Below are 26,358 nucleotides of genomic sequence, written 5' to 3'. Positions count from 1 at the left end.
TGTCAGCGCGGCCTGCTGCGCCAGGGCGGCGGCGCGAGGGCGGTGCGCAGATGCTCGACGAAGGCCTGCGTGCGCCTGGCCCGGCCACCGCGGCCCGGATTGAGCAGCGCGACGATGTCGGCCGGCGGCAGGCGGAAGTTCGGCAGGACGCGCACCAGCCGACCACCGGCGAGATCCTCGGCGACATCCCACTCCGACCTGACGATCAGGCCGTGATCCGCCAGCGCCCAGGCCTTCACGACCTCGCCGTCATTGCTCGACAGCATCGGCTCGATCCTGACGACATCAGGTACCGCCGGCGCGCGCCTGCGCGAGAAGCGCCAGAGCGTCACGTCCTCCTCGTTCTCGCGCAGCGCGATGCATTGATGCCCGCGCAGCTCCTGCGGGCTCGCCGGCGTTCCCTGGCGCTTCAGATAGGCCGGCGAGGCGCAGAGAAAGCGTTCATTGGGCGCAAGGCGCAGCAAGCGAAGCGTGGAATCCTTCAACGCACCGATATGGATCATGACATCCCAGGCGCTCGCGGCGGCACGCCCCGGCCGATCGGACAGCTCGAGCTCGATCGACACGTCGGGGTGGCGGGATCGGAAGGCAGCAACGACCGGGGCGATGTAACGGCGTCCGAAGCCGAGCGGCGCAAGAATCTTCAGGTGACCTGCGATGGTTCCGCGACGCGCCTGCAGCGCTTCCGTCAGCTCCGTCGCCTCGTCGAGGAGCGTGCCGCCGCGCAGCACCAGCAGCTCGCCCTCATCAGTCAATGTCAGCCGCCGGGCCGAACGGCTGACCAGTTGAACGCCCAGGCGCTGCTCGAGACTCTGCAGCCGCTGCGAGACCGCCGATGGCGTCACGTCGAGCGCCCGGGCCGCGGCCGCGAGCGACCGGGCCGCAGCGATGGCCAGGAAGAAGCGGATGTCGTCGGTCGAGAGCATTAAGTCCAGACTTAATATAGGAATGACATTCGGTAAATTGTACTTAGCATGGAAACGGCTAGTCTCGCCGAATGTCATCAGCCCCTGCCTCGAACGCACCGCATCCGCTTGCCGGTATCGAGACGCCCTGTCTCGTGCTCGACGAGGACCGGATGCTGCACAACATCGCCCGCCTGAGGACGCGGCTGTCGCGGCTCGGCGTGCCGCTGCGCCCGCATCTGAAGACCACGAAATCCATTCCGGCGGCGCGCGCCGTGATGGACGGCCCAGGCGGCCCGGCGGCGGTCTCGACCCTGCAGGAGGCGGAGGTCTTTGCCGCGGCAGGCGTCAAGGACATCCTCTATGCCGTCGGCATCGCGCCGCAAAAGCTCGATCGCGTCGCCGCGCTGCGGCGACAGGGCGTGGACCTGTCGGTGGTGCTCGACAGCATGGAGCAGGCGGCCGCCGTCGCCACGATGGCGCGCATGACGAACGATCGCATTCCCGTGCTCATCGAGATCGATTGCGACGGCCATCGCGCCGGTGTCGGCGCGCACGATCCGCTGCTGGTCGAGATCGGCCGCGCGCTGCATCAAGGCGGTGCCGAACTGCGCGGCGTCATGGCGCATGCCGGCGAATCCTATTCCTGCCGCAGCGCGGCGGCACTCGAGCAGGCGGCCGAGCAGGAGCGCGCCGCCGCGGTCGCCTGCGCCGAGGCGTTGCGCGCGGCCGCACTGCCCTGCCCCGTGGTCAGCGTCGGCTCGACGCCGACGGCACATTTCGCGCGCCGGCTCGATGGCGTCACCGAGGTGCGCGCCGGCGTGTTCGTGATGTTCGACCTGGTGATGGCCGGGATCGGGGTCTGCGCGGTCGAAGACATCGCGCTGTCGGTGCTCGCGACGGTGATCGGCCATCGCGCCGATCGCGGCTGGACCTTTATCGACGCCGGCTGGATGGCGCTGTCGCGCGATCGCGGCACCGCGAAGCAGCCGATCGACCAGGGCTATGGCATCGTCTGCGACATCGATGGACGGCCCTATCCCGATTTGATCGTGACCGAAACCAATCAGGAGCACGGCATCATCGCCCTCCGCCCCGGCAGCACCGCGTCGCAGGTGACGTTGCCGGTCGGCACGAAGGTGCGGATCCTGCCGAACCATGCCTGCGCCACCGGAGCCCAGCACGACCGCTATCATGTCGTCGCCGCCGGCTCCGGCTCGGTCAGGCAATGGGAGCGATTTCGCGGATGGTAGCAGACGGAGCGCAGCCGATGACCCGAGCCTATGACGCCATTCTGTTCGATCTGCTGACCGCGCTGCTCGACAGCTGGACACTTTGGAACAAGGTCGCAGGCTCCGATCAAGCAGGGCTGCGCTGGCGGGCCGAGTATCTCCAGAACACCTACGCCACCGGTCGCTATCGTCCCTATGAGGATCTGGTGGGCGAGGCGGCGCGCAATGTCGGGCTGCCGTTCGAACGGGCGGCGGAGCTTGGCGCGCGCTACGCGGAGCTCGATCCCTGGCCCGAAGTTCGCGATGTTCTGCAAACGCTGCACGATGCCGGCGTCGCGCTCGGCGTCGTGACCAACTGCTCGGAGCGGCTCGGCCGCATCGCCGCCGATCGCATCGGCGTTCCCTTCACGGTGTTCGTGACGGCCGAGCGCGCCGGCTATTACAAGCCGCAGCCGCAACCCTATCAGCTCGCGCTCGATGAACTGCCGGTCCCGGCCAATCGATGCCTGTTCGTCGCGGGGTCAGCCTATGATCTGTTCGGCACGGCACGTGTGCATCTGCCGACTTGGTGGCATAATCGGGCCGCAATGAACCTGCCGGATGGGGCGCCCGCCCCGATCATGGTTCGTGACAGCCTTGCGACCTTGCCGGCTTTCATGCTCGGTCGCGACTTGTCCGGCCGGCGCGCCCCTTGAGGACCGAACTGAGATGCCATCACCCAGCTACATCGACCCGCTCAACGGCAAGCTCTATCCGCTGGATGTCCCGCGCTGGTGCTCCGACGAGGGCAAGCCGCTGCTCGTCACAGCGCTGCCCGGCATCTCCCGCGACGAGGTCGATCGCGGGACGCGCTCGCTGTGGCGCTATCGCGCGGCGCTGCCGGTCGAGATCAAGCAGCCGATCACGATGGGTGAAGGCTGCACACCCGCGGTCGAAAAGGCGTGGGGCGATCTGCGGCCGCATTTCAAGCTCGAATGGTTCAATCCGACCGCAAGTTTCAAGGATCGCGGCACCACCGTGATGCTGTCGTTCCTGCGCCAGCTCGGCGTCGACGCGGTGCTGGAGGACTCTTCCGGCAATGGCGGCGCGTCGGTCTCGGCCTATGGCGCGGCGGGCGGCATGCGGGTCAGGATCCTTGCGCCGGCGACGACATCGCCGATGAAGGTGGCGCAGATGCACGCCTTCGGCGCCGAGGTGCAGCTGGTCGAAGGCCCGCGCGAGGAGTCCGAGGCGGAGGCGATCCGCCAGTCGAAGCAGATCTTCTACTCCAGCCACAACTGGCAGCCGTTCTTCCTGCAAGGCACCAAGTCGCTGGCCTACGAGATCTGGGAAGACTTTGGCTTCACCGCGCCCGACAATGTCATCATGCCGGTCGGTGCCGGCAGCAGCCTGCTCGGCTGCTATATCGGCTTCAAGGAGCTGCTCGCGGCCGGACAGATCGCGCGGCTGCCGCGGCTGTTCGCGGCCCAGCCGCTCAACTGCTCGCCGGTCGATGCCAGCTTCGCGGCCGGCGTCGACACGCCGGTCGATCGCGCGGTCCGCAAGACCATCGCCGAGGGCACCGCGATCAAGCATCCGCTACGCCTGAAGCAGATGATCGCGGCGCTGAAGGAGAGCGGCGGCGGCACGGTCGCAATTCCCGAAGACGGCATCGTCGCCGCATTGAAGCGGCTGGCGCGTACCGGCCTGTTCGTCGAGCCGACCTCGGCCTCGGCCGCCGCCGCACTCGACGTCCTGGAGGAGCGCGGCGCGATCCGGCCGGCAGAGCGCACCGTCGTCATCATCAGCGGGACCGGAATCAAGGCAGCCGGGCTGATCACGGAGCTGCTGAGCAGCTAAAGCGTGATCCGGAAAAGTGTGAAGCGGTTTTCCGAAAACATCATGCTCAAACAAGAAGCTAAAGCGCGATGACGATTCAACCTGATCTCATCGCGCTCTAGTCAGCCCGCGGCTGCTGCGCGCGACGGCGAGGCGTGCGCCCGCCCGATATTGTCGAGGAACTGACGCACGCTTTCCTGCCAGGTGAAGGTCAGGGCCTGGGCGCGGCATTTCTCGCGCGGCACCAGCAGCGCACCGAGCGCCGCGCGACGCAGATCGTGATCGAGGCAACCGCAGCCGGACTTGCCGATCACGTCGAGCGGCCCCATCACCGGAAAGGCCGCAACCGGCAGGCCGCTGGCCAGCGCCTCGAGAATCACCATCCCGAACGTATCGGTCAGACTTGGAAATACCATGACGTCGGCGGACGCATAGACATCGGCGAGCGCGCGGCCCGTGCGCGTGCCGAGAAAATGGACGTGCGGAAACCGGACCTGCAAACTGCTGCGCAGCGGCCCGTCCCCGACCACGACCTTCGAGCCCGGCAGGTCGAGACCGAGAAAGGCATCGAGATTCTTCTCGACCGCGACGCGGCCGACATACAAAAACACCGGCTCCGGGAAGGCGAGCGGCCGCTCTGTCCGCGGGCAAAACAGCTCGGCATCGACGCCGCGCGACCATGGCATCAATTTGCGGAAGCCATGCGCCTTCAACGCCTGCTCGAGCGACGGCGAGCCGACCATGATGCCGTCTCCACCGTTATGGAAACGGCGCAACGCCGCGTAGCTCCACCGCAGCGGGACCGGCAGCCGCGCGGCGAGATATTCGGGAAAGCGCGTGTGATAGCTGGTCGTGAACGGATAGCCGCGCGTCCGGCAGACATGCCGGCTGATCCAGCCGATCGGACCTTCGGTCGCGATGTGCACCGAGTCCGGGCGCGCAGCCGCGATCGCGCGCGCGATACGCCCGACCGTCGGCAGCGCGAGCCGGATCTCCGGATAGCCGGGCAACGGCACCGTGCGGAAATCGGCCGGCGTCAAGAAGCTGATTTCCGCGCCGAGCGACGGCGCTTCACTGGCGAGATATTCGAGCGAGCGGACCACACCATTGATCTGCGGCCGCCAGGCGTCGGTTGCCACCAGCACGCGCATCAGGCGGCCGCCTGCGTGAGCGGCGCGAGGTCTGCCCTATTCAACGCCGCCCGCGCTTCCGTCCATCGGACGATTTCAAACTGCCCGTCATAGCGTTCGACCACGCCCGTGCACGACTCCACCCAATCCCCGGTGTTGATGTAGCGGACGCCGAAATCGTCGTGCAGCGCCGCGTGGTGGATGTGGCCGCAGATCACGCCTTGAACGTTGCTGCGCGCGGCTTCCGATGACAGCACCTCCTCGAACCGGCCGATGTGGTTGACCGCATTCTTGACCCGCAATTTCGCCCAGGACGAGAACGACCAATAGCCGAACCCAAATCGGCGCCTGATCCAGTTGAGCCAGACGTTGCAGGCCAGCGCCGCCCGATAGCCGACATCGCCGATCAGCGCGAGCCAGCGCGCATGCCGCACCACGAGATCGAAATGATCGCCGTGAACGACGAGGTAGTCGCGACCGTCGAGGCCACGATGGATCGCCCGTTCGGCAATCTCGACGCCGCAGAACGCCGCGCCGGCATAGTCACGCAGAAACTCGTCGTGATTGCCGGGAATGCAGACCAGGCGACGGCCCCGTTGCGCGAGCTCGATCAGCTCCCGCACAACGGCATTGTGCGCCGTGGGCCAGTACCAGCTCGACCGCAGACACCAGCCATCGACGATGTCGCCGACCAGGAACACCGTTTCGGCATCATGGTGGCGGAGGAAGTCGATCAACCGCTCAGCCTGGCATCCCCGGGTTCCGAGATGGACGTCGGAGACGAACAGGCTCCTGACCTTGACGACGTCGCGCGGCGAGACCCGCCTGCCGTCCGCGCGATCGCCAGCCCCGTGCATGCCGCCGTCCGGCCGAAACGCCGCCGCCATGGCCTCGGCCAATCCCGCGAGAACTTTCGTGACATCGCGGCTGGCGCATCGCCTGAAGATCGAGCGGTGCCAATAGATGCCTGCGATAAGCACCAGCAGCGCGAACTCAGCCGCGCGATATCTCCCGCCCGAAGCCGCGTGACCGAACTGATAGCTCGCTGCCAGGACCAGCAGCGTCGCGGCAGCGCGCTCGAGCGTATCCGAGCCCGGCCTCAGGCGGGATAACAGGGCTCTCATACGCCTTCCTCCACCGGCAAGCGAGAGGGGAGCGCGCGCGGCTTCCCGAGAGGGCGCGGCCCGAGCGAGCGCTTGTAGAAGCGAAATCCGAGGAAGAGCGCGACCTCCACAGCGATCAGGATGACCACCACCCAGAAGCCAAGGCTGATCGGATCGTGACCGCTGCCGCGCAGGACATAGCCAAGCGTGAGGAACGGCATGTTCCAGATCACGGTACCGATCGCCGTTCCCATCACGAAGGCGCGTGGCTCCAGGTGCAACACACCGGCTGGGAGAGCGAGGTAAATCCGCACGGTGGGCAGCGTCTGACCGATCAGCGTCACCCAGAAATGATTGCCGCGATAGGCGTCGGTGAGCTGTCGGTAGAGTGAAGGCCGCAGCAACACGAACTTGCCATAGCGCGCCACCAGCCCTTCGATGCGCCGCGAGCCGAGCGCGCGCCCGAGCCCATACCAGCCGATGGCACCGACGACCGACCCGGCGCTGGTCGCGAGGATGGTCATCGCAAGCATCGTGCCGTCGGAGACCGTCAAGCCGAGCAGCATCAGCAGCACGTAGGACGGCAGCAGCGGAATGAACTTCTCGGCGACGGCGAGGCAGCCGATACCCACCACGCCGAAATGCAGAAACATCGCGATCGTGCTCGACGTGTCCATAGCGCCTCGATCAAGCGTGGGAGTGGCGGCGGCTGATCCGGTACACGGATGCCGGAGGCAGGTTGAGGAACGTCTGCCCGATGCAGTTCGCCTGCAGATCGAGGCGATCCAGGATCGCGTCTGCGACAGGGCAACGCGGACCATAGGTGATCTGGTAGAACGCCACTCCGGCGCGGAGATAGCCGAAGGCGCCGTGGAGGATGGTTATGACTTTCTCCGGCGGCATCATGAGAAGCCCGAGGCCGCTCACGACCGCACCGACCGGCGCCCCGTCGAACAGCCTTTCCCTCCGCAGCCAAGCCGCGTCCATCCAGAGCACCCGCGCGCCCGGGAAGCGCCGCTGCAGCAGCGGGATGAACTCGGAGCCGTACTCCACCAGTGTCAGATCCTGCTGCCTGACGCCGCGCTTCAGCAACGCGCGGGTGAAGACGCCCGTGCCGGGGCCAATCTCGAGCACGGGGCCGGTGTCCGCGGTGATCTCCCGCGCCATGAGCGACGAGACAGCAGGCCCGGACGGCGCGACCGCGGCGACACGTAACGGATTACGTACCCAGGCACGGACGAACGGCAGGATGTCAGCGGCCGACATGCTGGAGCTCCCGCACGATAAGCGCGCAATCGGTCTCGCGCCACGGATTCATTAACAAGGCCATTCGCGTGTCTTTCGCATTGCGGGTGCCCACCATCATGTGTGGCACGCTCCCGCCGGTTGAGCAGTGTCAGTCGGTGTCGAGACGATTCGACCGTCCCGATGCACGTCTCTGTCTCATGCGAAGGTTGCGCTAGCCTGTCGCGAATGCGCGCGCGTGCGAAATTTTGGCCCGCGACGCATTCGCGCGGAGAAAACCGCAAGGTTGCCGCAATGAATCGGGCATAAAGCCGGCGGATCGAATGACGAACCGATGCAGGGATAAGGACGACGAATGCGCGTGCTGTTGGTGGAGGATCAGCCGGACATGGTCGCGGCGCTGCGTGCGGCACTCGCGCGCCACGACATGCTGGTCGATCACGCGCCGGATCTTTTGGAAGCCGAGGCGATTGCCGCAGCGGGAAGTTACGACGCGATCGTGCTGGATCGCCAGTTGCCTGACGGCGACGGGCTGTCGCTGATTCCGAAACTGCGCGCGAGCGGCAACACCGTGCCGGTGCTGGTGCTGACCGCCCGCGGCGAGCTCGCGGACCGGGTCTCGGGTCTCGACAGCGGCGCCGACGATTATCTCGGCAAGCCGTTTGCATTCGAGGAGTTGCTGGCACGGTTGCGCGCGCTGTTGCGCCGGCCCGCGAGCGTGCAGGAGCATGCCGCGCGGATCGGCCGCCTGTCGTTCGACTTCACCCATCGCGAGGCCAGCGTCGACGGACGCCCGCTGGAGATGCCGCGTCGCGAGCGGCTGGTGCTCGAGACGCTGCTGCATCGGATGGGACGCATGGTGCAGCGCTCCGCGCTGATGGAGGCGGTCTACGGCCTCGACGACGAGGTGCAGCCCAATGCGCTCGACAGTCATGTGTCGCGTTTGCGCCGCAGGCTCACCGAGGCCGACGCCGGCGTCACCATCAACGGCGTTCGTGGCCTCGGCTACGTGTTGCGGGAAACACCGTGAGCGTGCTGCGACCGCGATCCCTCACCTGGCGCCTGATCGGGCGGCTCGCGGGCCTGCAGGCCGTCACGCTGACCCTCCTGATTCTGCTGATCGGAGCCGCCGCGATCGGGCTGCTGCGGGCGGGACTGCTGATCGGCGAGTACGAAGGCAGCACGCTCGATACGCTGCGCGACACCGTCGCCCGCGATGAAGCGGGCGGACTGACGCTGCGCCAGACGCCGGAACTGGCCGCCTTGCGCGCCGAGCACGCCGATCTCTGGTTCGTCATCCGCGACGCCGAGGGACACCAGTTGGCCGAAGGCACGGTGCCCGCACAATTCGCGCCGATCGCCTCAGCGCTCGATCATGTGAGCGAGGCGCGGCTCAAATGGAATGCAGCGGAAGCCACGCGGCCCGCGGGTCTCGTCAAATGGGTCGATACCTCGGCAGGACAGATCCAGATCCTGACCGGCACTTACGGCCAGCTCTCGATGTGGCGCGCGCTGGAGAGCACACCGCTGCTATTCCTCAACATGATCCTGCCGATCGTCGTGTTGATGACGCTGGCGACGCTGGTCGCGACTCCATTCGTGGTGCGCCGGGCCATGAAGGGCCTCGCACAGGTCGCGGCGCAAGCCGAGCGTATCGACATCGACCAGCGCGGCGCGCAGTTGCCGCTCGACGAGGTGCCGATCGAGATTGCCCCGCTGGTCAAGGCCATCAATGCCGCACTCGACCGCCTCGACAAGGGTTACGAACGCCACCGCCGCTTCCTTGCCGATGCCGCGCACGAGCTGCGCACGCCGATCGCGATTCTCTCGACACGGGTCGCTTCGCTGGAGGCCGGACCGGAGAAGACCCATCTGCTCGAGGACGCGACACGCCTCAGCGTCATGGCGGGCCAACTGCTGGACCTGCAACGGCTCGATCAGCGCGCCGACACGTTCGGGCCCGTCAATCTCGTCCGCATCGCGCGGCAGGTCGTCCTCGACCTCGCGCCGCTCGCCTTCGCGGCGGGATATGAAATGTCGTTTGAGCACGACGTCGAGACGGTCATGGTGAGCGGCGACCAGACCTCACTCGAACGGGCCCTCACCAATCTCGTGCAGAACGCCGTCGACCACGGACAGCGGCGCGGCACGATCCTGGTTCGGGTGACGACAGCCGGTTGCATCGAGGTCTGCGACGACGGCGACGGCATTCCGCCCGACGAGCGCGAGCAGATCTTCGAGCCGTTCCGCCGGCTGCATCCCGGCGGACGCGGCGCCGGCCTCGGCCTCGATCTGGTGCAGAGCATCATGCGTCTGCACAGCGGCCGGATCGAGGTCGATCAGGCACCGTCCGGCGGCGCCTGCATGCGCATGGTGTTCCCGACGGCTCAGCCGGCGTGCTGATCGAGCAGAGGTGGTCGCGGCACGCCGCGACCAGAGCCGTTCCGATGGAATCGGAACGGCGCTCTCGTTTCTTGCTTTGGCGCGTTTTCTTTACGCGAAACTGCGTCCGGGCCGTTCAAAACTGTTCTAGCCCGCCTTGCACAGTTTCAGGGCCTCGTAGAATGCGGTCTCGAAATTGATGTAGCCGATGAAGGATGTAGGATCACCAAACGGCAGGATCTGCGTCGCCCAGAATCCGCCGAAACCATTCTGGCGATCGATCCAGTAGAACAGGTTGGCGAGGCCGGCCCAGCCGAGCGCGCCGGCGGGACGGCCGGTCGGAGCCTGCTCGTCATTGATCATGAAGCTGAGCGCCCATGATTTCGACTGGCCGGGGAAGAACTCGGCGTCGTTGGCGAGCGAGGTAATCACGCCGGTGATGGCGGTGACCTTGTTATTGCCGAGATGGTTCTTCTCCGCCATCCGCACAGTTTCGGCCTTCAGGACCCGGCCATGCTCGCCGGCGCCGTCGTTCAGCCACATCCGGATGAAGCGCATATAGTCGCCGATGGTGCCATAGAGCCCGTGGCCGCCCATATGGATCTCCGGATTGGCCGGCAGCTCGAAATCCATCGGCGTGAGCGAGCCGTCGGCGTTGCGGGCGTGAATGCCGGCGAGCCGGCGGCGCATCGCGTCGGTGAGTTCAAATGCCGTGTCCTGGATTCCGAGCGGCTCGAAGATCCGTGTCTTGAAGACCTCGCCGAGCCGGCGGCCGGCGATCGACTCGACGATCTGGCCGCACCAATCCAGGTTGGTGCCGTATTCCCATCGCTCGCCGGGATCGAACAGCAGCGGCGTCATCAACGAAGCCTTGGACGCCGTGATCACGCTGGGCTGCCCCTTCTCCTGCGCGAGGCGATTGTAGGTGTGATTGATGAAGTCGTAGCCCAGGCCTGCGCTGTGAACCATCAGCATACGCGTGGTGATGTCGCGCTTCGGTGCGCGCAGCCGTGGTTCGCCTTTGTCGTCGAAACCCTCGATGACCTGGAGCTTGCCGAGGTCGGGTGCGTAGGTCTTGGCCGGCGCGTCGAGATCGAGCTTGCCTTCCTCGACGAGTTGCAGGACGGCCGTCCCGGTGATCGCCTTGGTGGTCGAGAAGATGGCGAACACGCTGTCGGTCGTCATGTCCGCGGCCTGGTCGAGGCGGCGCTTGCCGGCGGCGCCTTCGTAGATGTTGCGATGGCGGTCGGTCACCATCGCAACGACGCCGGGAACGCGCGGGTTCGAGGTCACCACGCCGTCGAGAATCGCATCTGCCGTCGCACCGAAATTCGTGCTCATTGTCTTTCTCCCATAATGATTGTGATGTCGTCGATCGCAAGCGGCGCTGCCGGTTCACGAAGACCGCGGCGCCACGTCACGATCGGAGCTACTGCACGGCAAAGCCCTGATAGCCGCTCGCGGCGACCTCGTCGCATTTCTGGCGGTAGGTGCCGACGCCGCCGCAATAGGACAGCACCCGGCGCGGCTTGCCCTCGACATTCGAGCCGAGGTACCAGGAGTTGGTCTTGGCGATCAGCGTTGCGTTGGCGGTCTCGTCGTGGTGCGCGACCCACTGATCCTCGGCATCCCTGGTCGGCTCGATGACGTTGAGGTTCTTGCCGCGCAGATATTTGATGCAGTCGGCGATCCACTCGACCTGCTGCTGCAGGCAGGTGGTCATGTTGCACAGCGCGGCCGAGGGCGCGAGCGGTACCGCGGTCGTGAACAGGTTCGGATAGCCGTGGACCTGCAGGCCCATCGTGGTGCGGATGTCCCTGCCCCAATCATCCTTCAGCGATCGACCCTCGCGACCGCGGATGTCGATGCGCGTCAACGCCCCCGTTCCGGCGTCGAAGCCGGTGGCCAGGATGATGACGTCGAACGCGTGCACCGTGCCGTCGGCGGTCTGGATGCCCTCCGGCGTGATGCGGGCGATCGGATTGTTCTTGACGCTGACGATCTCGACATTGGGCCGGTGGAAGGCCTCGAGGAAATTGCTCTCCAGCGGCACCCGGTGCGTGCCGAAACCGTAGTCGGACGGAATCAGCTGCTCGCACAGCTTGGGGTCCTTGATCCGCTCACGCATCTTTTCGCGCACGAACTCGGTGATCTCGGCGTTGATGGCTTCGTCGAAGAACAATTCGGCGAAGGACGAAACCCACAGTTTGAGCGATCCGTCATTCCAGCAGTCCTCGATCACCTGGCGGCGCTGCTGCGGCGTCAGGTCAGCCCAGACGTGCTCGAAGTCGAACTCGAATCCGGTGAACGTCTTCGGCAGCCGTTCGGTAAGGAACTTGAACTTCGACTTGTAGGCCTCGGCGTCCGCCGCGTCCCATTTCGGGTTCTTCATCGGAATGATGTATTGCGGGGTGCGGATGAAGACCTTGAGATGACCGACCTCGCCGGCAATCGACTGGATCACCTGGATTCCGGTCGCGCCGTTGCCGACCACGCCGACACGTTTACCGGCGAGTTCGATCGGTCCCTTGGGCCAGCGCGCCGTGTGGAACAACTCGCCCTTGAAGGTCTCCTGTCCGGGGAAGGACACATGCGGCGCCGACAGCATGCCGCAGCAGGTGACCAGGAATTGCGCGTCGATCACATCACCCTGGTCCGTCGTCACCAGCCAGCGTTGCGTCGCCTCGTTGAAGTGCGCGCTCTTCACGGTGGTGCCGAACTGGATGTCCTTCCTGAGGTCGAGGCGGTCGGCGACGTAGTTCAGCCAACGCTCGATCTCCGGCTGGCCCGGGAACCGCTCGCTCCAGCTCCAGCCTTTGTAGAGTTCTTCGGAGAACAGGTACTGGTAGGTGTGGCCTTCGGAATCGAAGCGTGCGCCGGGATAGCGGTTCCAGTACCAGGTGCCGCCGACGCTTGAACCGGCATCGATCGCCTTCACGCTCAGCCCCTGCTCGCGCAGACGGAACAATTGATAGAGACCGGCGACGCCGGCGCCGACGACCACGGCGTCGAGCTTGGTCGTTGCACGCGCACCATTGCTTCCATTCGACCTTGTGACGGTCTCGGCCATCGTTTCCTCCTGTTGTCTTGCTTCGCACGCGCTCATACCCGCGTGTCGCCGGGTGATGGTGCGTTGCATCAATTGGGTCTCGGCCACTGGCGTTGTCGCCGAGACGCAGAGCAGGCTACGGATCGTGCGACCGAGCGGCTTGGATGAAACCGACAATCTCTGGAACGCGGCCGTTCAATCGAGCCATCGGCCGTTGGTCGGCTTGGCAAACCGCGAAAGCGGCCTATCCTGCGCTCAGACGTCCAGCCAAGAAGAAGCGCTCAACCGCGCCACGGATTCCACGGAGGAGGCTCGCGGGATGGGCCAATTGATCACGGTCGAGGAGCTGCCGCGCTATGCGCCCGGTGAGCTGAAGCTGGACAGCGCCTCAGTCGGGAGGAGCGACTTCCGGCTGCGGATTTTCCGCTATGAGCCATCGGATATCTGGGTTCCCCCGTCGGAAAACTTCCTGCTCGTGCTCTATCGCGACGGCGTGACGTCGATGAACCGCCGCGTCACCGGCGCGTGGAAGCAGGATCACGTCGGTCGCGGCGTCACGTCATTGCTGACCCGTGCCGAGCCATCAAGCTGGCACTGGAAGAACGACATCGAAGTCACCCATTTCTATATCGCTCCAGCGCTCATGATGAAGACCGCGAGCGATGCCTTCGACCGCGACGCCGAGGCGATCGAGCTTCACGACCTGCTCAAGGCCGAAGACCCGATGCTGACCTGGATCAACGACCAGATGGTTCAGGAGGTTGCCGCAGGCGGTCCGGGCGGACGCCTCTGCTATGACGCACTGGCGCTGCAGGCGAGCGTGCACATCCTGCGGAAGTATGCGGCGATCGAATTCAAGATGCCGTGCGCGCAAGGACGCTTTCGCCCGGCGCATGCTCGCTTGATCGAGGACTATATCGAGCAGAACATCTTCCGGAACATCACGCTGGAAGAGCTCGCGAATATCTGCAATTGCACGCCGATCCAGTTCGCCCGCAAGTTCCGCGTGCATTACGGCACGCGGCCGCATGCCTATGTCCTGCGGCGCAAGGTGGAGCACGCGTGCCAGCATCTGCGCAAGGACCGCGTTGCGCTGAAGGAGATCGCGCTGCTGAGCGGCTTTGCCGATCAAAGCCACCTCAATCGCGTGTTCCGGCAGCACATGAACGTCACGCCGGCGGAATATCGCCGGCAGGTCTGCAAACATTCCGCGCAAGCGTGAGACCATGACGCCCGCGGGCCCGCGGCCGGCTCACACCGGCGGCGGGTTCAGCCGCGCGAAGCCTTCTTGAATACGGTAGGGGTAGTACGGATAGGCCGGCATCACTGCGCTCGCTCGGTCGAGACGCGCGATCTGGTCCGCCGAGAGCGACCATCCGACTGCGCCGAGGTTGTCGCGAAGCTGCGCCTCATCGCGCGCGCCGATGATCACGGACGAGACACTCGGCCGCGCCAGCAGCCAGGCAATCGCGACCTGCGGCACGCTACGGCCGGTCTCTGTGGCGACGACGTCCAGCGCGTCGACGATCGCGTAAAGCTTCTCGTCGTCGACCGGCGGCCCGAACTGCGCGGTCTCATGCAGGCGGCTGTTTTTCGGCAATGGTTGCCCGCGCCTGACCTTGCCGGTGAGCCGGCCCCAGCCGAGCGGACTCCAGACCAGCGCGCCGACGCCCTGGTCGAGCGCGAGCGGCATCAGCTCGGATTCATAGTCGCGGCCGACCAGCGAATAATAGACCTGGTGCGCCACGTAGCGCGGCCAGCCGTGCCGCCCGGCGATGCCGAGCGATTTCATCAGGTGCCAGCCGGAGAAATTCGAGGCGCCGATATAGCGCAGCTTGCCGGCACGCACGAGCGCATCGAGCGTCGACAGCACCTCGTCGATCGGCGTGAAGGCGTCGAAGGCATGAAGCTGCAGGAGGTCGATGTAGTCGGTGTTGAGCCGCTTCAGCGCTGCGTCGACCGAAGCGACGAGGCGGTATCGCGACGTGCCGGCGTCGAGCGGGCCGTCGCCCATCGGCAGGCCGGTCTTGGTCGAGATCAAGACCTTGTCGCGGCGGCCCTTGAGCGCGGCGCCGAGGATCTCCTCCGATGCGCCGTTCGAATAGACATCGGCGGTGTCGAACAAATTGACGCCGGCCTCGAGGCAGATGTCGATCAGCCGCCGCGCTTCGTCGACGCCGCTGCGGCCCCAGGCCGAGAACAAAGGTCCCTGGCCGCCGAAGGTGCCGGTGCCGAAGCTGAGCACCGGGACCTTCAGGCCGGACGCACCGAGATTGCGATATTCCATGGGCATACTCCCTTGATCCGATTCATTCGGCCGGGCATTGCGTGGCGAGGACGACCGGCCGGTCGAGGCGCAGGCTCCACAGTGCGAGCAGCAGCCCGATCGCTGTGATGACGGCAGCGACCAGCGGCAGCGCGCCGAGACCAAGACCGCGATCGATGGTGACGCCGCCGGCCCAGGCGCCGAGCGCGTTGCCGAGATTGAAGGCCGCGATGTTCAGGCTGGAAGCCAGCGTCCGCCCTTCCACGCCGGCAGCTTCGAGCACACGAAGCTGCAGCGGCGCGACGGTCGCGAACGCGGCGATGCCGAGCACGAACAACAGGGCGACCGCCAATGCCTTGATCGAGACCACCGCCGCCAGCGCGACGAGCACGGCGGCAAGGCCACCGAGTGACACCAGCAACGCTCGCGCAACTCCCTTGTCCGCGAGGCGTCCGCCCGCGACATTGCCGATCGCAAGGCCGGCACCGAACACCAAGAGGATCGGCGACACCGCGGCGTCGGAAAATCCGGTGAGGCGCGTCAGGATCGGCTGCACATAGGTGAAGACCGCGAATAGGCCGCCGAAGCCGAACACCGTCATGGCAAGCCCGAGCAGGACCTGCGGGCGGCCGAGCACAGCGAGCTCGTCGCGCAGCGGCGCCGGCTTGTCCTTGGCTCCGACATGACCGGGGACCAGCACGGCCAACACGACGAAAGCGATCACGCCGATCACGGCCACCGCCCAGAACGCCGCACGCCAGCCGAGCATCAGGCCGAACCAGGCGCCGAAGGGAACGCCGAGCAAAGTCGCGACCGTCAGCCCGATGAACATCGTGGCGATCGCCGACGCGCGCTTGTCCTCGGGCACAAGGCTTGTCGCGACCACCGAACCGACGCCGAAGAAGGTGCCGTGCGCCAGTGACGTGAGAATGCGCGCCGCCATCAGCAGTTCGTAGTTCGGCGCCAGCGCGCAGGCCGCGTTGCCGAGCGTGAAGATCGCCATCAGCGCCAGCAGCACCGCCTTGCGCGGCATCCGCCGCGTGGCCAGCGTCAGGATCGGCGCGCCGACGAACACGCCGAGCGCGTAGCCGGAAATCAACAGCCCCGCCGCGGAGACCGACACGTGCATGTCGGCGGCGACCTGCAGCAACAGCCCCATGATGAGGAATTCGGTGGTGCCGATGCCGAAGGCACCGGCGGTCAAGGCAAGGACTGCAGCAGGCATGTGTCGCTCCGGAGGGAAGGATTCCGCAATGCGACATAGCGGTCCGGACGAGGAAGGATTAGAATGGCCGCAATCCAATCATTTGTGACGTGAATTCAAGATGTCCCGAACAGACGCCAACCGCTCCGGGGAGATGGACGTGTTCGTCCGCGTCGTCGATCTCGGCGGCTTCACGGCTGCCGCGAACAGCCTGCGCCTGACGCCGTCGGGCGTCAGCAAGCTGGTCTCCCGGCTCGAGACGCGGCTCGGCACGCGGCTGGTCAACCGCACCACCCGCAAGCTCCAGCTCACCGAGGAGGGCCAGGCGTTCTATCAGCGCGCCCAGCGCATCCTCGCCGATATCGACGAGGCCGAACGCGAGGCCGCCTCATGCGTGCCGCGCGGCCATCTCACCGTGAACAGCAACATCCCGTTCGGCATGCTGCAGGTGATGCCGCTGCTGCCGCGCTTCATGCGCGAGCATCCGGACATCACGCTCGACATCGTGCTGACCGACACGCTGGTCGATCTGATGCAGGCGCGCGCCGACGTCGCGATCCGGGTCGGCCCGCTCGGCGCCTCGCGGCTGATCGCGCGCAAGCTCGGCACCAGCCGCATGGTGGTGGTCGCCGCGCCGTCCTATCTCGCACGCTTCGGCACGCCAAAGAATCCGGCAGACCTCGCCGCCCATCGCGGCATCGGCTGGACTTTTCCACGCAGCATCCGCGGCTGGCCGTTCCGCCGCGCTGAACGGATCGAGGAGGCGCTGCCGCCGCCGGTCGCCCGCGTCAGCGACGGCGAAGCCGCGCGCCAACTCACGCTCGGCGGCATCGGGCTCGGACGGCTGGCGCTGTTTCACATCGGTCCTGACATCGAAGCCGGACGCCTCGTGCCGGTGCTACAAAATCTCAATCCCGGCGATCGCGAGGACATCCACGCGGTCTATGTCGGCCATGCCGGCCCGCTGCCGGCGCGGGTGCGGGCGTTCATCGATTTTCTTGCAAGCAATGTCCGCATCGGCGATCCAGCGCTGCGACGTGGTGCGGACGGGAAATGGAAAGTCGTAAGCGACAAGTGAGCATGCGATGACGGACGAGCCTCGGACCTTGCAGACTATCACCGAGTCGATCCGCATCGCCGCGGAGCCAGGGCATGTATGGGACGCGATCATGGATCCCAAAGCGGGCGAGACATGGCGCAATGCGCATTTCAACACCGATTGGCAGATCGGCGCATCGATCGAGATCGAGGCGGAGATCGGCGCGAAGCGCTACCGCGACAAGGGCCGCGTCCTCCGTGTCGAACCGGCGTCACGGCTCGAATATTCCTACTGGTCGCAGGTCTCCGGCCTGCCGGATGTTCCGCAATCCTATGCGACGATCACGATGACGCTCGCGGCTGACAGCGGAGAGACGCTGCTGACCGTCGCCCAGCAGGTGCCACCATCGCCAATTCGGCGCGGGGACGGTTGGGAAATCGGCGCCGACTCCGGCGCCAGGCATGTCGCGTTCTACTGGCGCATGGCGCTGCCGCGCCTGAAGCAGGCCGTCGAGCAAGGACGCGCCGCGCAATAGCGCGCGCTAGGTCCGCTTCAGCAAGAAGAGCTGCGTGACGTAAGGAAACACCACTTCGTCGGCATCACCGAGGCCGGCCTCACGCAGGATGGCATCGGTCTTGTCGCGAAGGACCGCCTTTTCGGCGTCGGGAAGATTGGCGACATAGCTCGTCGACACGACGCGCTCATAGACACCCTGGCGCGCCATCCGATGCGGATGGTCCTGCACGATTTCCTTCTCGAGCGCGAAGCGAGGGTCTTTCAATATCCAGCGCCAGCGTCCTGTCCGCTGCCGAGGCGTATCTCCGGCGTAGCCTTCGATCATGACGGACAAGGCGTCGACCCACGGTGCGCGGTCGTCCCTGTTGTTCCAGACCAGCGCCAGCGTCCCTCTGGGATGCAGGAGCAGCGCGATCTCGGCCACCGACGCCTCGTTGTCGAACCAATGGAACGCCTGCGCGCAGGTGACGAGATCGACGCTGCCGGTTTCGAGGCCGATCGCATCGGCGCGGGTGTTGATGACCTCCACCCGCGCTTCCTCGATCAGCTTGGCCGACATCTCGGCGACGGGTTCGACCGCGACCAGACGCGCGGTCGCGGGCAAGTGCTGAAGCAGCAGGCGGGTGAATTTACCGGTTCCGGCACCGAGATCGACGACACAGCGCGCGGCCTGCAGCGGCAGCGCGGCGACGATCTCCGCCGGATAACTGGGCCGGCCCGCCTCGTAGGCGGCGACCGCGACACGATAATTCCTGGCTGTAGGGTTCAATGTCATTCGTGCTTCTCCTGCGAGCCGGGCATCTGCGATGAGATCTGCGGAACGGTATAAAGCAGCGCTGGCGCAGAACTGGAAGAGCGCGTCGATTCAAGATTTGCTGAGGGCCCGTCACCTCTGCGTCAGCGCCAGGCGCCTGGCGTTGCTCCTTGTTGAACAAAGTGCGCGCAGTTTGAATGATCCTGCTTCGGCAAGAACTGATATCGCAACTTTGCGCGCTTGTGTTGCATCGACGCCGCAGTTCCAGGTTGCAAGTTACGACTGACTGAACGACAGTTATTGATGGCGGACGCGGTCTGTTGCGCTTGCGCGGGACAAGCCCAGTCCCGCTTCCGCACCGGAGCGACCATGCAGCGATCCAGGGCAGTCTTCATCACCGGTATTGTCTACGCCTTGATCGGCCTGGTCCTCACCGGCGGCGGCATCTGGCTCGCCGCTTTGGGCGGATCCATCTTCTACATCATCCTCGGCATCGGCATTCTCGCCACGGCTGCGCTGTTGCTGGCGCAGCGCCGTTCCGCGCTCTGGCTGTTTGCGATCGTGCTGGTCGGCACGCTGGCGTGGGCCGTCTATGAGGTGAAATTCGACTGGTGGCCGCTCGCGGCGCGCGGCGACATCATCTTCCCGATGGCGCTCTGGCTGCTGACACCCGTGATCGTTCGCGGACTGCAACGAAACGAGCCGGTATCCTACAGGCGTGCGACCGCGCCGCTCTGGGTCGGCGTCGTGGCGGCTGCGGCGGTCCTCGTGGCCGGGCTGCTGTCGAGCTATCACGACATCAACGGCACGATTGCGGAAGCCGGACCTGCCGTGCAGCAAAGCGAGGCCGATCCGCAACCGGACGGCGATTGGCGCGCCTATGGACGCACGCAATTCGGACAGCGCTATTCACCGCTGAAGCAGATCACGCCCGACAATGTCGGCAACCTCAAAGTCGCCTGGACCTTTCGCACCGGCGACGTGCCGACGCCGGAGGATTCCGGCGAGACCACGTTCGAGGTCACCCCAATCAAGGTGCGCGACACGCTCTATCTCTGCTCGCAGCACCAGGTGCTGTTCGCGCTCGATGCCAAGACCGGCACCGAGCGCTGGCGATACGACCCCAAGCTTGTGCACAACAAGACGTTCCAGCACATGACCTGCCGCGGCGTCTCCTATCACGAGACCGCGCAGGGCGCCGTCGACAGCGGCGGCAGTCCGGCGCCGGCCGAATGCACGCGTCGGATCTTCCTGCCGGTCAATGACGGCCGCATGATCGCGCTCGATGCGGACAGCGGCAAGCTCTGCGATGGCTTTGCCGATCACGGCATCCTCGACCTGCAGCAGGGGATGGGGATCAAGACCGCCGGCTTCTTCGAGCCGACGTCACCGCCTGTCGTCAGTGACAGGATCCTGGTCGTCGCCGCCGCGGTGATCGACAATTACGCCGTCGAAGTGCCTTCGGGCGTGATCCGCGGCTTCGATGTCTACACCGGCAAACTGGTCTGGGCCTGGGACTCCGCCGCGGCCGACGAGAACGCGCTGCCGTCGCCGACGCGCCACTACACCAACGGGTCGCCGAACTCCTGGATCACGGCCTCGTTCGATCCGAAACTTAATCTGGTCTACATCCCGACCGGCAACAACGGACCCGACATCTGGGGCGGCAATCGCGATGCGCTGGTCGAGCGCTATTCCAGCTCGATCGTCGCGCTGGATGTCAACACCGGCAAGCGCGCCTGGTCGTACCAGACCGTGCATCACGATCTCTGGGACATGGACGTCCCCTCGCAGCCGAGCCTAGTCGATGTGACGACGGCCAAGGGCGTCGTTCCCGCGATCATCCAGCCGACCAAGGTGGGTAATATCTTCGTGCTCGACCGCAGGACCGGCGAATTGATCGTGCCGGCGCCGGAACGTCCGGTGCCGCAGGGCGCCGCGCCCGGCGACCGCTCCGCACCGACCCAGCCGTTTTCCGAGCTGACATTCCGACCGGGGGCAAAGCTGACCGGCGCCGACATGTGGGGCGGCACGATCTTCGACCAGCTGCTGTGCCGGATCATGTTCCACCGCTTGCGCTACGAGGGTACGTTCACGCCGCCCTCGTTGCAGGGCACGCTGGTTTTCCCGGGCAATCTCGGCATGTTCGAATGGGGCGGCATCGCGGTCGATCCTGTCAGGCAGATCGCCATCGCCAATCCGATGTCGCTGCCTTTCGTCTCAAGACTCGTTCCGCGCGGCCCGCAGAATCCCCCGGCACCGACCGCCGAGAAGCCGGTCGGCAGCGAGGTCGGGACGCAGCCGATGTACGGCACGCCGTTCGGGGTGGATATCTCGAGCTTCCTCTCGCCGCTCTCCGTGCCGTGCTACCGGCCGCCATGGGGCTCGATGGCAGCGATCGATCTCAAGACGATGAAGGTCGTCTGGCAGCATCCCAACGGCACGATCCGGGACACCACGCCGCTGCCGCTTCCGTTCAAGATGGGCGTGCCGATGCTGGGCGGGCCGATCACCACCGCCGGCGGCGTCGCATTCTACACCGGCACCTACGAGTACACGATCCGCGCCTATGACGTGCGCGACGGCAAGGTGCTGTGGGAAGATCGCCTTCCTGCCGGCGCGCAATCGACGCCGATGAGCTACGAGGCCGGCGGCAAGCAATACATCGTCACCGCGGCCGGCGGACACGGCTCGTTCGGCACCAAGCGCGGCGACTACGTCATCGCCTACGCACTGAAGGATTGAAGTCATTGAGGCATTGAAACCGGGAGCGTCGTCATGCTTGCGTCATCCGGCGACCGAACGAAGTATCCGACAGCGTTCTGTCTCTGGCTGGGTCTCGCGGCGATATCGGTCTGCGTCGTCGGCCATGTCGCACAAGCTGCCGATCTGACGCTTCCCGGCACCGCGGCCGATCCGGTCCCTGCTCCAGTTCCCTGGCTGCTCGGCGATTGGGACGGCGCACGAACCCGGCTGTTGAATGCCGGCATCGATTTTCAATTCGGTTACACCAGCGAACTCGCCGGCAACGCAACGGGCGGTCAGCGACAGCAGGTCGCCTACACCGATCAATGGACCTTCGGCACCACGTTCGATCTTGCGAAGCTCGGAGTCGTGCCCGGCGGCACGATCCAGGTCACATGGACCGACCGCAACGGCAGCAATCTGAGCGATGACGCGCGCCTCGGCACGCTACAGCAGGTGCAGGAGCTATTCGGACGCGGCCAGACGCTGCGGCTCACCCAATTCTGGTACGACCAGAAGTTCGTCGACGGCCTGGTCGACTGGAAGATCGGGCGGATCACCTTCGGCGAGGATTTCGCATCGTTCGCGTGCGACTTCCAGAACCTGACCTTCTGCGGCGCGCAGCCCGGCAACCTCGTCGGCAATTACATCTACAACTGGCCAGTTAGCTACTGGGCCACCCGGCTGAAATTCAACCTGCAAGGCTTCGGCTATTTTCAGTTCGGTGTGTATGACTCCAATCCCAACTACCTGAAGGTCTCGCAGTCGGCGCTTTCGGTGTTCCACTCGGGATCCACCGGCCTGCTCATTCCGGCCGAGCTCGCTTGGCTGCCGAAGTTCGGTAATCTGCAGGGCAGCTACAAGTTCGGCGGCTGGTACGATACATCGACTGCTCCTGATGTGGTCACCGACGTCAACGGCAACCCGGCAGTCCTCAGCGGGCAACCACTGTTGCAGAGCCGCGGACGCTACGGTGCCTATGTCAGCTTCGTTCAGCAGGTGATCCGCCGATTGCAAGCCAGCTCCGCCGGCATGCTCAGCCTGTTCTTCAATGCGAGCATGGCCGACCGCCGGACCGCCACCACCGATTATCAAATCGCGGGCGGCATGATCTATACCGGACCATTCCAGTTGCGGCCCGAGGACGATATCGGATTTGCAGTCGGCACCACCCATGTCAACGGCCGTATCGCCTGGTCGGAAGAGCTGCAAAATCTGGTCGGCCTCGGTCCCGTGGCCGTCCAGGGCAATGAATACGTCATGGAACTCTACTACACCTACCGGCCACTCGCCGGCCTGCAGGTGCGACCGAACATCCAGTACGTGATCGACCCCGGTGGGACCAGCAGGAACGCAAACGCATTGGTGTTCGGCCTGAAGACGGTGGCGAATTTCTGACACCGCGCATGACGCCGTTGTCATTCGCTGGATCGTGAACTTTGCGGCGTCCGGAAGGGTTGGCAAGACCGGCCAAAGCCGCTAAAGGTCCGCGCCCCTTTCACAGACAATCCGAGCATGACATGACGAGCGCCCCGCCCGCCGTCTCGATTGGCGTCGATTTTGGCACCAGCAACACCGTGGTCGCGCTGTCCGATGGCGACGGCCGCGTCGAGGCGATCCGCTTCGACCATGGCGGCCGCACGCATAGCGTCTATGTCTCCGCGCTGTGCTTCTGGGAGGACCGGCCGGGCGCCGGCCTGCATCCGCGCGCCGAGGGTGGCCCGTGGGCGATCGAGCAGTTCCTCGAAGGCCGGACGATCCATCGCTTCATCCAGTCGTTCAAGACCTTTGCGGCAAGCTCGGCGTTCAACACCACCCAGATCTTCCGGCAGCGCTACAAGTTCGAGGATTTGCTCGCGGCATTCCTGCGCACGCTGACGCGGCACGCCGGCGAGGGCTTCGACTGGGGCGCACCGACCATCATGGTCGGTCGCCCGGTGAAGTTTGCCGGCGGCAATCCCAATGACGAGCTCGCCATGCAACGCTACCGGGCCGCGTTCGAGCGGCTCGGCGCCGGCCACGCGCGCTATGTCTACGAGCCGGTCGGCGCGGCGTTCTCCTTTGCGCGCAGCCTCGATCACGATGCGACCGTGCTGGTCGCCGATTTCGGCGGCGGCACCAGCGACTTCTCCGTGATGCGCTTCTCGCGCAAGGGCGGCGTGCTGCGCGCCGAGCCGCTGGGACATTCCGGCATCGGCATCGCCGGCGACACCTTCGACTACCGCATCGTCGACCACATCGTCTCGCCGCGGCTCGGCAAGGGCACCAACTACCGCTCGTTCGACAAGGTGCTGCCGATCCCCAATCACTATTATTCGAGCCTCGCGCGCTGGCATCAGCTCGCGATGATGAGAGGCAATGGCGACTTGCGTGAGTTGCAGCAGCTCGCGCGCACCGCGATCGATCCGGCGCCGCTGCACGATTTCATCACCATCGTCGACCACGATCTCGGCTTTGCGCTGTACCGCGCCGTGTCCGACACCAAGGTCGCGCTGTCGAGCCGCGACCGCGTCGAGTTCCGCTTTGCCCGCGAAGGCATCGATATCGGCGCAACCGTGACGCGCGACGATTTCGAATCCTGGATCGCCGACGACATCGAGCGGCTGGGCGCAACCGTCGACGAGGCGCTGGCAAAGTCGGGCATCACCGCGCGCGACGTGGAGAAGGTGTTCCTGACCGGCGGCACCTCGTTCGTGCCGGCGGTGCAGCGCCTGTTCGCCGAGCGTTTCGGCGAAGCGCGGCTGACCTCGGCGGATCAATTCGAATCGATCGCCTATGGCCTCGCGCTGATCGGCCGCACCCCTGATCCGGACCGCTGGATCTTCGCCGACGCCGCGTGACGAAGAGCGTCGTGCCTTGATCACGGCTCAATAGACGATTACATCTGTTCAATCATCAATTCGAGAGGATGCCGACAGCCATGGATTTCACCCTGATCGCAACGCCCACCAGCCTTGCCCACGGGGATATCCATGCCAGCATCCATCACGCTCTCCCATCTGACCCTGTCCGCGCCTGACGGCCGGGTTCTCCTTTCCAACATCGATCTGAACTTCGGACCCGAACGGACCGGCCTTGTCGGCCGCAACGGGTCCGGCAAGACGACCCTGCTCGGCCTGATCGCAGGCTACCGCGCGCCGCAATCCGGCACGATCTCGGTTCAGGGCCGCGTCGGGATGCTGCATCAGACGGTTCAGGTGCAGCCGGACGAATGCGTGATCGATCTGTTCGACGCGCGGCGCGCGCTGGCCGCGTTGCGCCGCGCCGAACAGGGCGTTGCCAGCACTGCAGAGCTTGCGGATATCGACTGGACGCTCGACACGCGCATCGCGTCGGCGCTGGCGCGCGTTGGACTGAACGACGTGCTGGACGCGCCGCTGGCGATGCTGTCCGGCGGACAGGCCACCAGGGCGCGCCTCGCCGCACTGACCTTCGCGCGACCTGACTTTCTGCTGCTGGATGAACCCACCAACAATCTCGACCGCGCGGGACGCCAGGTGGTCATCGACCTGCTCGCCGACTGGCGGCATGGCGCCATCATCGTCAGCCACGACCGCGAGCTGCTCGAGACCATGGATGCGATCGTCGAACTGACCTCGCTGGAAGCCCGACGCTACGGCGGCAATTGGAGCGAGTACCGTGCCCGCAAGGCCGTCGAGCTGTCGGCAGCACGCCACGATCTGGCCGATGCCGAGAAGCGAGTCGCCGAGATCGACCGCAAGGCACGGGAAACGTCCGAACGGCAGGCGCGCAAGGACGGCGCCGGCGCGAAGAAGCGCGCCAAGCGCGATCTGCCGCGCATCGCCGCCGGGCTGCGCAAGGATCGCAGCGAGGACACCGGCGGCGAGAACGCCCGCCTCGCCGAGCGGCGGCGGACACAGGCGCTCGAATTGGCCGCCGCGGCGCGCCAGCGCATCGAGGTGCTGCAACCGTTCTCGGTGCAACTGCCGTCGACGCAGCTGCCGGCGAGCCGGATGGTGCTGCGGATCGAAGCCGCCGATGCCGGCTACACGGCGGGCGCGCCGATCCTGCGTGATCTCACCTTCTCCATGTCGGGGCCGGAGCGCGTCGCGATCACAGGCCCCAACGGCGCCGGCAAGACGACGCTGCTCAAGCTCGTCAGCGGCGAGCTGGCGGCCGCGCGTGGCAGCGTCGAGGTGATGACCCGCTTTGCGATGTTCGATCAGACGGTCAGCCTGCTCGATGCGTCAGCCTCGATCCTGGATAATTTTCGGTGCATCAATCCGGATGCCAATGAGAACGCCTGTCGCGCCGCGCTGGCGCGTTTCATGTTTCGCGCCGATGCCGCCCTGCAGAGCGTCGCGAGCCTCAGCGGCGGCCAGTTGCTTCGCGCTGGCCTCGCCTGCGTTCTCGGCGGCGTGAGCCCGCCGCCGCTCCTGATCCTCGATGAGCCGACCAATCATCTCGACATCGAATCGATGGAAGCGGTCGAGGCCGGGTTGCGCGCCTATGACGGCGCGCTGCTGGTCGTCAGCCACGACGAGGCCTTCCTCGAGGCCATCGCGATCACCCGCAGGTTCGATCTCTCCTAGTGGAGGTCATGCGGCGAACCGAAGGAATTGCGTTCACGCCATTCATGTTTCGAACAGCGAAGGTTGGTCGGAAAGTGAACAGCCGAGCACGCGTCGCCCAGGGGTAGGTTGTAGGCGCGGTGCTCGGCTGTCAGGCCGCGCGGCGGTGCGGCCATCCCGCCGGCTTCGCTCGTCCCCAGAGCGAGGCCGTCGGAACTAAATCTCGCCTGTTGCTAAATCCGCGCCGTCGAATGGAGTGCGTTTCTCCAGAGGGCAAATGCGACGAAGCCTGCCAGCAGCAAAAAGCCGCCACCGGCCGCGATCAAGAAATGCGCGAACGTCATCTTGGAAATCCCAATTGAGAAGCATCATGCGGCGCGACATGCACCGCAACCTGGCAATCAAATGCACTTCAGAATTGATTTGCCCCGCCGGCCG

The 26,358-nt window shown here is 65.7% G+C and carries 22 protein-coding genes; 12 read left to right on the top strand and 10 right to left on the bottom strand.

Annotation, left to right across the window (positions count from 1 at the left end):
- Positions 1-2: 2 nt before the first annotated feature.
- A complete protein-coding gene (locus tag HU230_RS34860) occupies positions 3-926 on the bottom strand; it encodes a LysR substrate-binding domain-containing protein (RefSeq protein ID WP_176534303.1) in 924 nt (307 codons plus the stop codon).
- A 71-nt stretch (positions 927-997) separates the two neighbouring features.
- Here HU230_RS34860 and HU230_RS34855 point away from each other — a divergent pair, with 71 nt between their 5' ends.
- Genes HU230_RS34855 through HU230_RS34845 form a run of 3 tightly spaced genes read left to right on the top strand, consistent with a single transcriptional unit; the run spans position 998 to position 3,976 of the window.
- Positions 998-2,158: a DSD1 family PLP-dependent enzyme gene (locus HU230_RS34855; protein WP_176534304.1), complete on the top strand. Its 1,161-nt coding sequence runs from the start codon at positions 998-1,000 to the stop codon at positions 2,156-2,158.
- 17 nt (positions 2,159-2,175) lie between these two features.
- Positions 2,176-2,832, top strand: coding sequence for an HAD-IA family hydrolase (locus HU230_RS34850; protein WP_176534305.1), 657 nt, complete (start codon positions 2,176-2,178; stop codon positions 2,830-2,832).
- A 13-nt stretch (positions 2,833-2,845) separates the two neighbouring features.
- Positions 2,846-3,976, top strand: coding sequence for a threonine synthase (locus HU230_RS34845; RefSeq protein WP_176534306.1), 1,131 nt, complete (start codon positions 2,846-2,848; stop codon positions 3,974-3,976).
- A 101-nt stretch (positions 3,977-4,077) separates the two neighbouring features.
- Here the strand turns inward: HU230_RS34845 and HU230_RS34840 are convergent, their stop codons facing one another.
- From HU230_RS34840 to HU230_RS34825, 4 genes are all read right to left on the bottom strand, one after another.
- Complete coding sequence (locus HU230_RS34840; RefSeq protein WP_176534307.1) at positions 4,078-5,106, bottom strand: glycosyltransferase family 4 protein; 1,029 nt, start codon at positions 5,104-5,106, stop codon at positions 4,078-4,080.
- On the bottom strand, positions 5,106-5,942 hold the full coding sequence (locus tag HU230_RS34835) for a UDP-2,3-diacylglucosamine diphosphatase (RefSeq protein WP_176535285.1): 837 nt from the start codon (positions 5,940-5,942) through the stop codon (positions 5,106-5,108). Before HU230_RS34835 ends, HU230_RS34840 begins: the two co-directional genes overlap by 1 nt.
- 263 nt (positions 5,943-6,205) lie before the next feature.
- Positions 6,206-6,865, bottom strand: coding sequence for a DedA family protein (locus tag HU230_RS34830; protein ID WP_176534308.1), 660 nt, complete (start codon positions 6,863-6,865; stop codon positions 6,206-6,208).
- A gap of 10 nt (positions 6,866-6,875) precedes the next feature.
- Positions 6,876-7,454, bottom strand: a complete 579-nt coding sequence (locus HU230_RS34825; RefSeq protein ID WP_176534309.1) for a class I SAM-dependent methyltransferase — start codon at positions 7,452-7,454, stop codon at positions 6,876-6,878.
- A gap of 334 nt (positions 7,455-7,788) precedes the next feature.
- Here HU230_RS34825 and HU230_RS34820 point away from each other — a divergent pair, with 334 nt between their 5' ends.
- Entirely contained in the window at positions 7,789-8,463 is a 675-nt protein-coding gene (locus HU230_RS34820) for a response regulator transcription factor (protein WP_092121741.1), read from the top strand.
- A gap of 5 nt (positions 8,464-8,468) precedes the next feature.
- Entirely contained in the window at positions 8,469-9,836 is a 1,368-nt protein-coding gene (locus HU230_RS34815) for a sensor histidine kinase (RefSeq protein WP_176535286.1), read from the top strand.
- Positions 9,837-9,962: 126 nt separating this feature from the next.
- Here the strand turns inward: HU230_RS34815 and acmB are convergent, their stop codons facing one another.
- The gene (gene acmB / locus HU230_RS34810) at positions 9,963-11,156 is read right to left on the bottom strand and encodes a methyl acetate hydrolase AcmB (protein WP_176534310.1); all 1,194 of its coding nucleotides are present in this window, start codon (positions 11,154-11,156) and stop codon (positions 9,963-9,965) included.
- Between the two features lie 88 nt (positions 11,157-11,244).
- On the bottom strand, positions 11,245-12,885 hold the full coding sequence (locus HU230_RS34805) for a flavin-containing monooxygenase (RefSeq protein WP_176534311.1): 1,641 nt from the start codon (positions 12,883-12,885) through the stop codon (positions 11,245-11,247).
- A 298-nt stretch (positions 12,886-13,183) separates the two neighbouring features.
- On the opposite strand from HU230_RS34805, the gene HU230_RS34800 reads away from it, so the two are divergent.
- Positions 13,184-14,086 (top strand): helix-turn-helix transcriptional regulator, encoded by a 903-nt coding sequence (locus tag HU230_RS34800; RefSeq protein ID WP_176534312.1) that lies wholly within the window; start codon positions 13,184-13,186, stop codon positions 14,084-14,086.
- Positions 14,087-14,116: 30 nt separating this feature from the next.
- Here the strand turns inward: HU230_RS34800 and HU230_RS34795 are convergent, their stop codons facing one another.
- Positions 14,117-15,151, bottom strand: coding sequence for an aldo/keto reductase (locus HU230_RS34795; RefSeq protein WP_176534313.1), 1,035 nt, complete (start codon positions 15,149-15,151; stop codon positions 14,117-14,119).
- Positions 15,152-15,173: 22 nt separating this feature from the next.
- Positions 15,174-16,355 carry an MFS transporter gene (locus tag HU230_RS34790; protein ID WP_176534314.1) on the bottom strand — a complete coding sequence of 394 codons (1,182 nt, stop codon included), beginning with the start codon at positions 16,353-16,355 and terminating at the stop codon, positions 15,174-15,176.
- Between the two features lie 100 nt (positions 16,356-16,455).
- On the opposite strand from HU230_RS34790, the gene HU230_RS34785 reads away from it, so the two are divergent.
- Both HU230_RS34785 and HU230_RS34780 read left to right on the top strand, forming a co-directional pair.
- Positions 16,456-17,412 (top strand): LysR family transcriptional regulator, encoded by a 957-nt coding sequence (locus tag HU230_RS34785; RefSeq protein ID WP_176534315.1) that lies wholly within the window; start codon positions 16,456-16,458, stop codon positions 17,410-17,412.
- A gap of 91 nt (positions 17,413-17,503) precedes the next feature.
- Positions 17,504-17,908 (top strand): SRPBCC family protein, encoded by a 405-nt coding sequence (locus HU230_RS34780; protein ID WP_234600278.1) that lies wholly within the window; start codon positions 17,504-17,506, stop codon positions 17,906-17,908.
- A gap of 6 nt (positions 17,909-17,914) precedes the next feature.
- On the opposite strand, the gene HU230_RS34775 is transcribed toward HU230_RS34780, so the two are convergent.
- Positions 17,915-18,664 carry a class I SAM-dependent methyltransferase gene (locus HU230_RS34775; protein ID WP_176534317.1) on the bottom strand — a complete coding sequence of 250 codons (750 nt, stop codon included), beginning with the start codon at positions 18,662-18,664 and terminating at the stop codon, positions 17,915-17,917.
- A 348-nt stretch (positions 18,665-19,012) separates the two neighbouring features.
- Here HU230_RS34775 and HU230_RS34770 point away from each other — a divergent pair, with 348 nt between their 5' ends.
- The 4 genes from HU230_RS34770 (at position 19,013) to HU230_RS34755 (ending at position 25,941) form a co-directional block, all read left to right on the top strand.
- A complete protein-coding gene (locus tag HU230_RS34770; protein WP_176534318.1) occupies positions 19,013-21,388 on the top strand; it encodes a glucose/quinate/shikimate family membrane-bound PQQ-dependent dehydrogenase in 2,376 nt (791 codons plus the stop codon).
- 33 nt (positions 21,389-21,421) lie between these two features.
- Positions 21,422-22,786, top strand: coding sequence for a carbohydrate porin (locus tag HU230_RS34765; RefSeq protein ID WP_210284340.1), 1,365 nt, complete (start codon positions 21,422-21,424; stop codon positions 22,784-22,786).
- Between the two features lie 122 nt (positions 22,787-22,908).
- On the top strand, positions 22,909-24,228 hold the full coding sequence (locus HU230_RS34760) for an Hsp70 family protein (protein WP_176534319.1): 1,320 nt from the start codon (positions 22,909-22,911) through the stop codon (positions 24,226-24,228).
- A 132-nt stretch (positions 24,229-24,360) separates the two neighbouring features.
- The gene (locus HU230_RS34755; protein WP_176534320.1) at positions 24,361-25,941 is read left to right on the top strand and encodes an ABC-F family ATP-binding cassette domain-containing protein; all 1,581 of its coding nucleotides are present in this window, start codon (positions 24,361-24,363) and stop codon (positions 25,939-25,941) included.
- Positions 25,942-26,358: the final 417 nt, after the last annotated feature.

It is taken from the genome of Bradyrhizobium quebecense (assembly GCF_013373795.3).
In the GTDB taxonomy this organism is placed as follows: domain Bacteria; phylum Pseudomonadota; class Alphaproteobacteria; order Rhizobiales; family Xanthobacteraceae; genus Bradyrhizobium; species Bradyrhizobium quebecense.
This window is presented reverse-complemented; position numbering and strand designations above follow the sequence as displayed.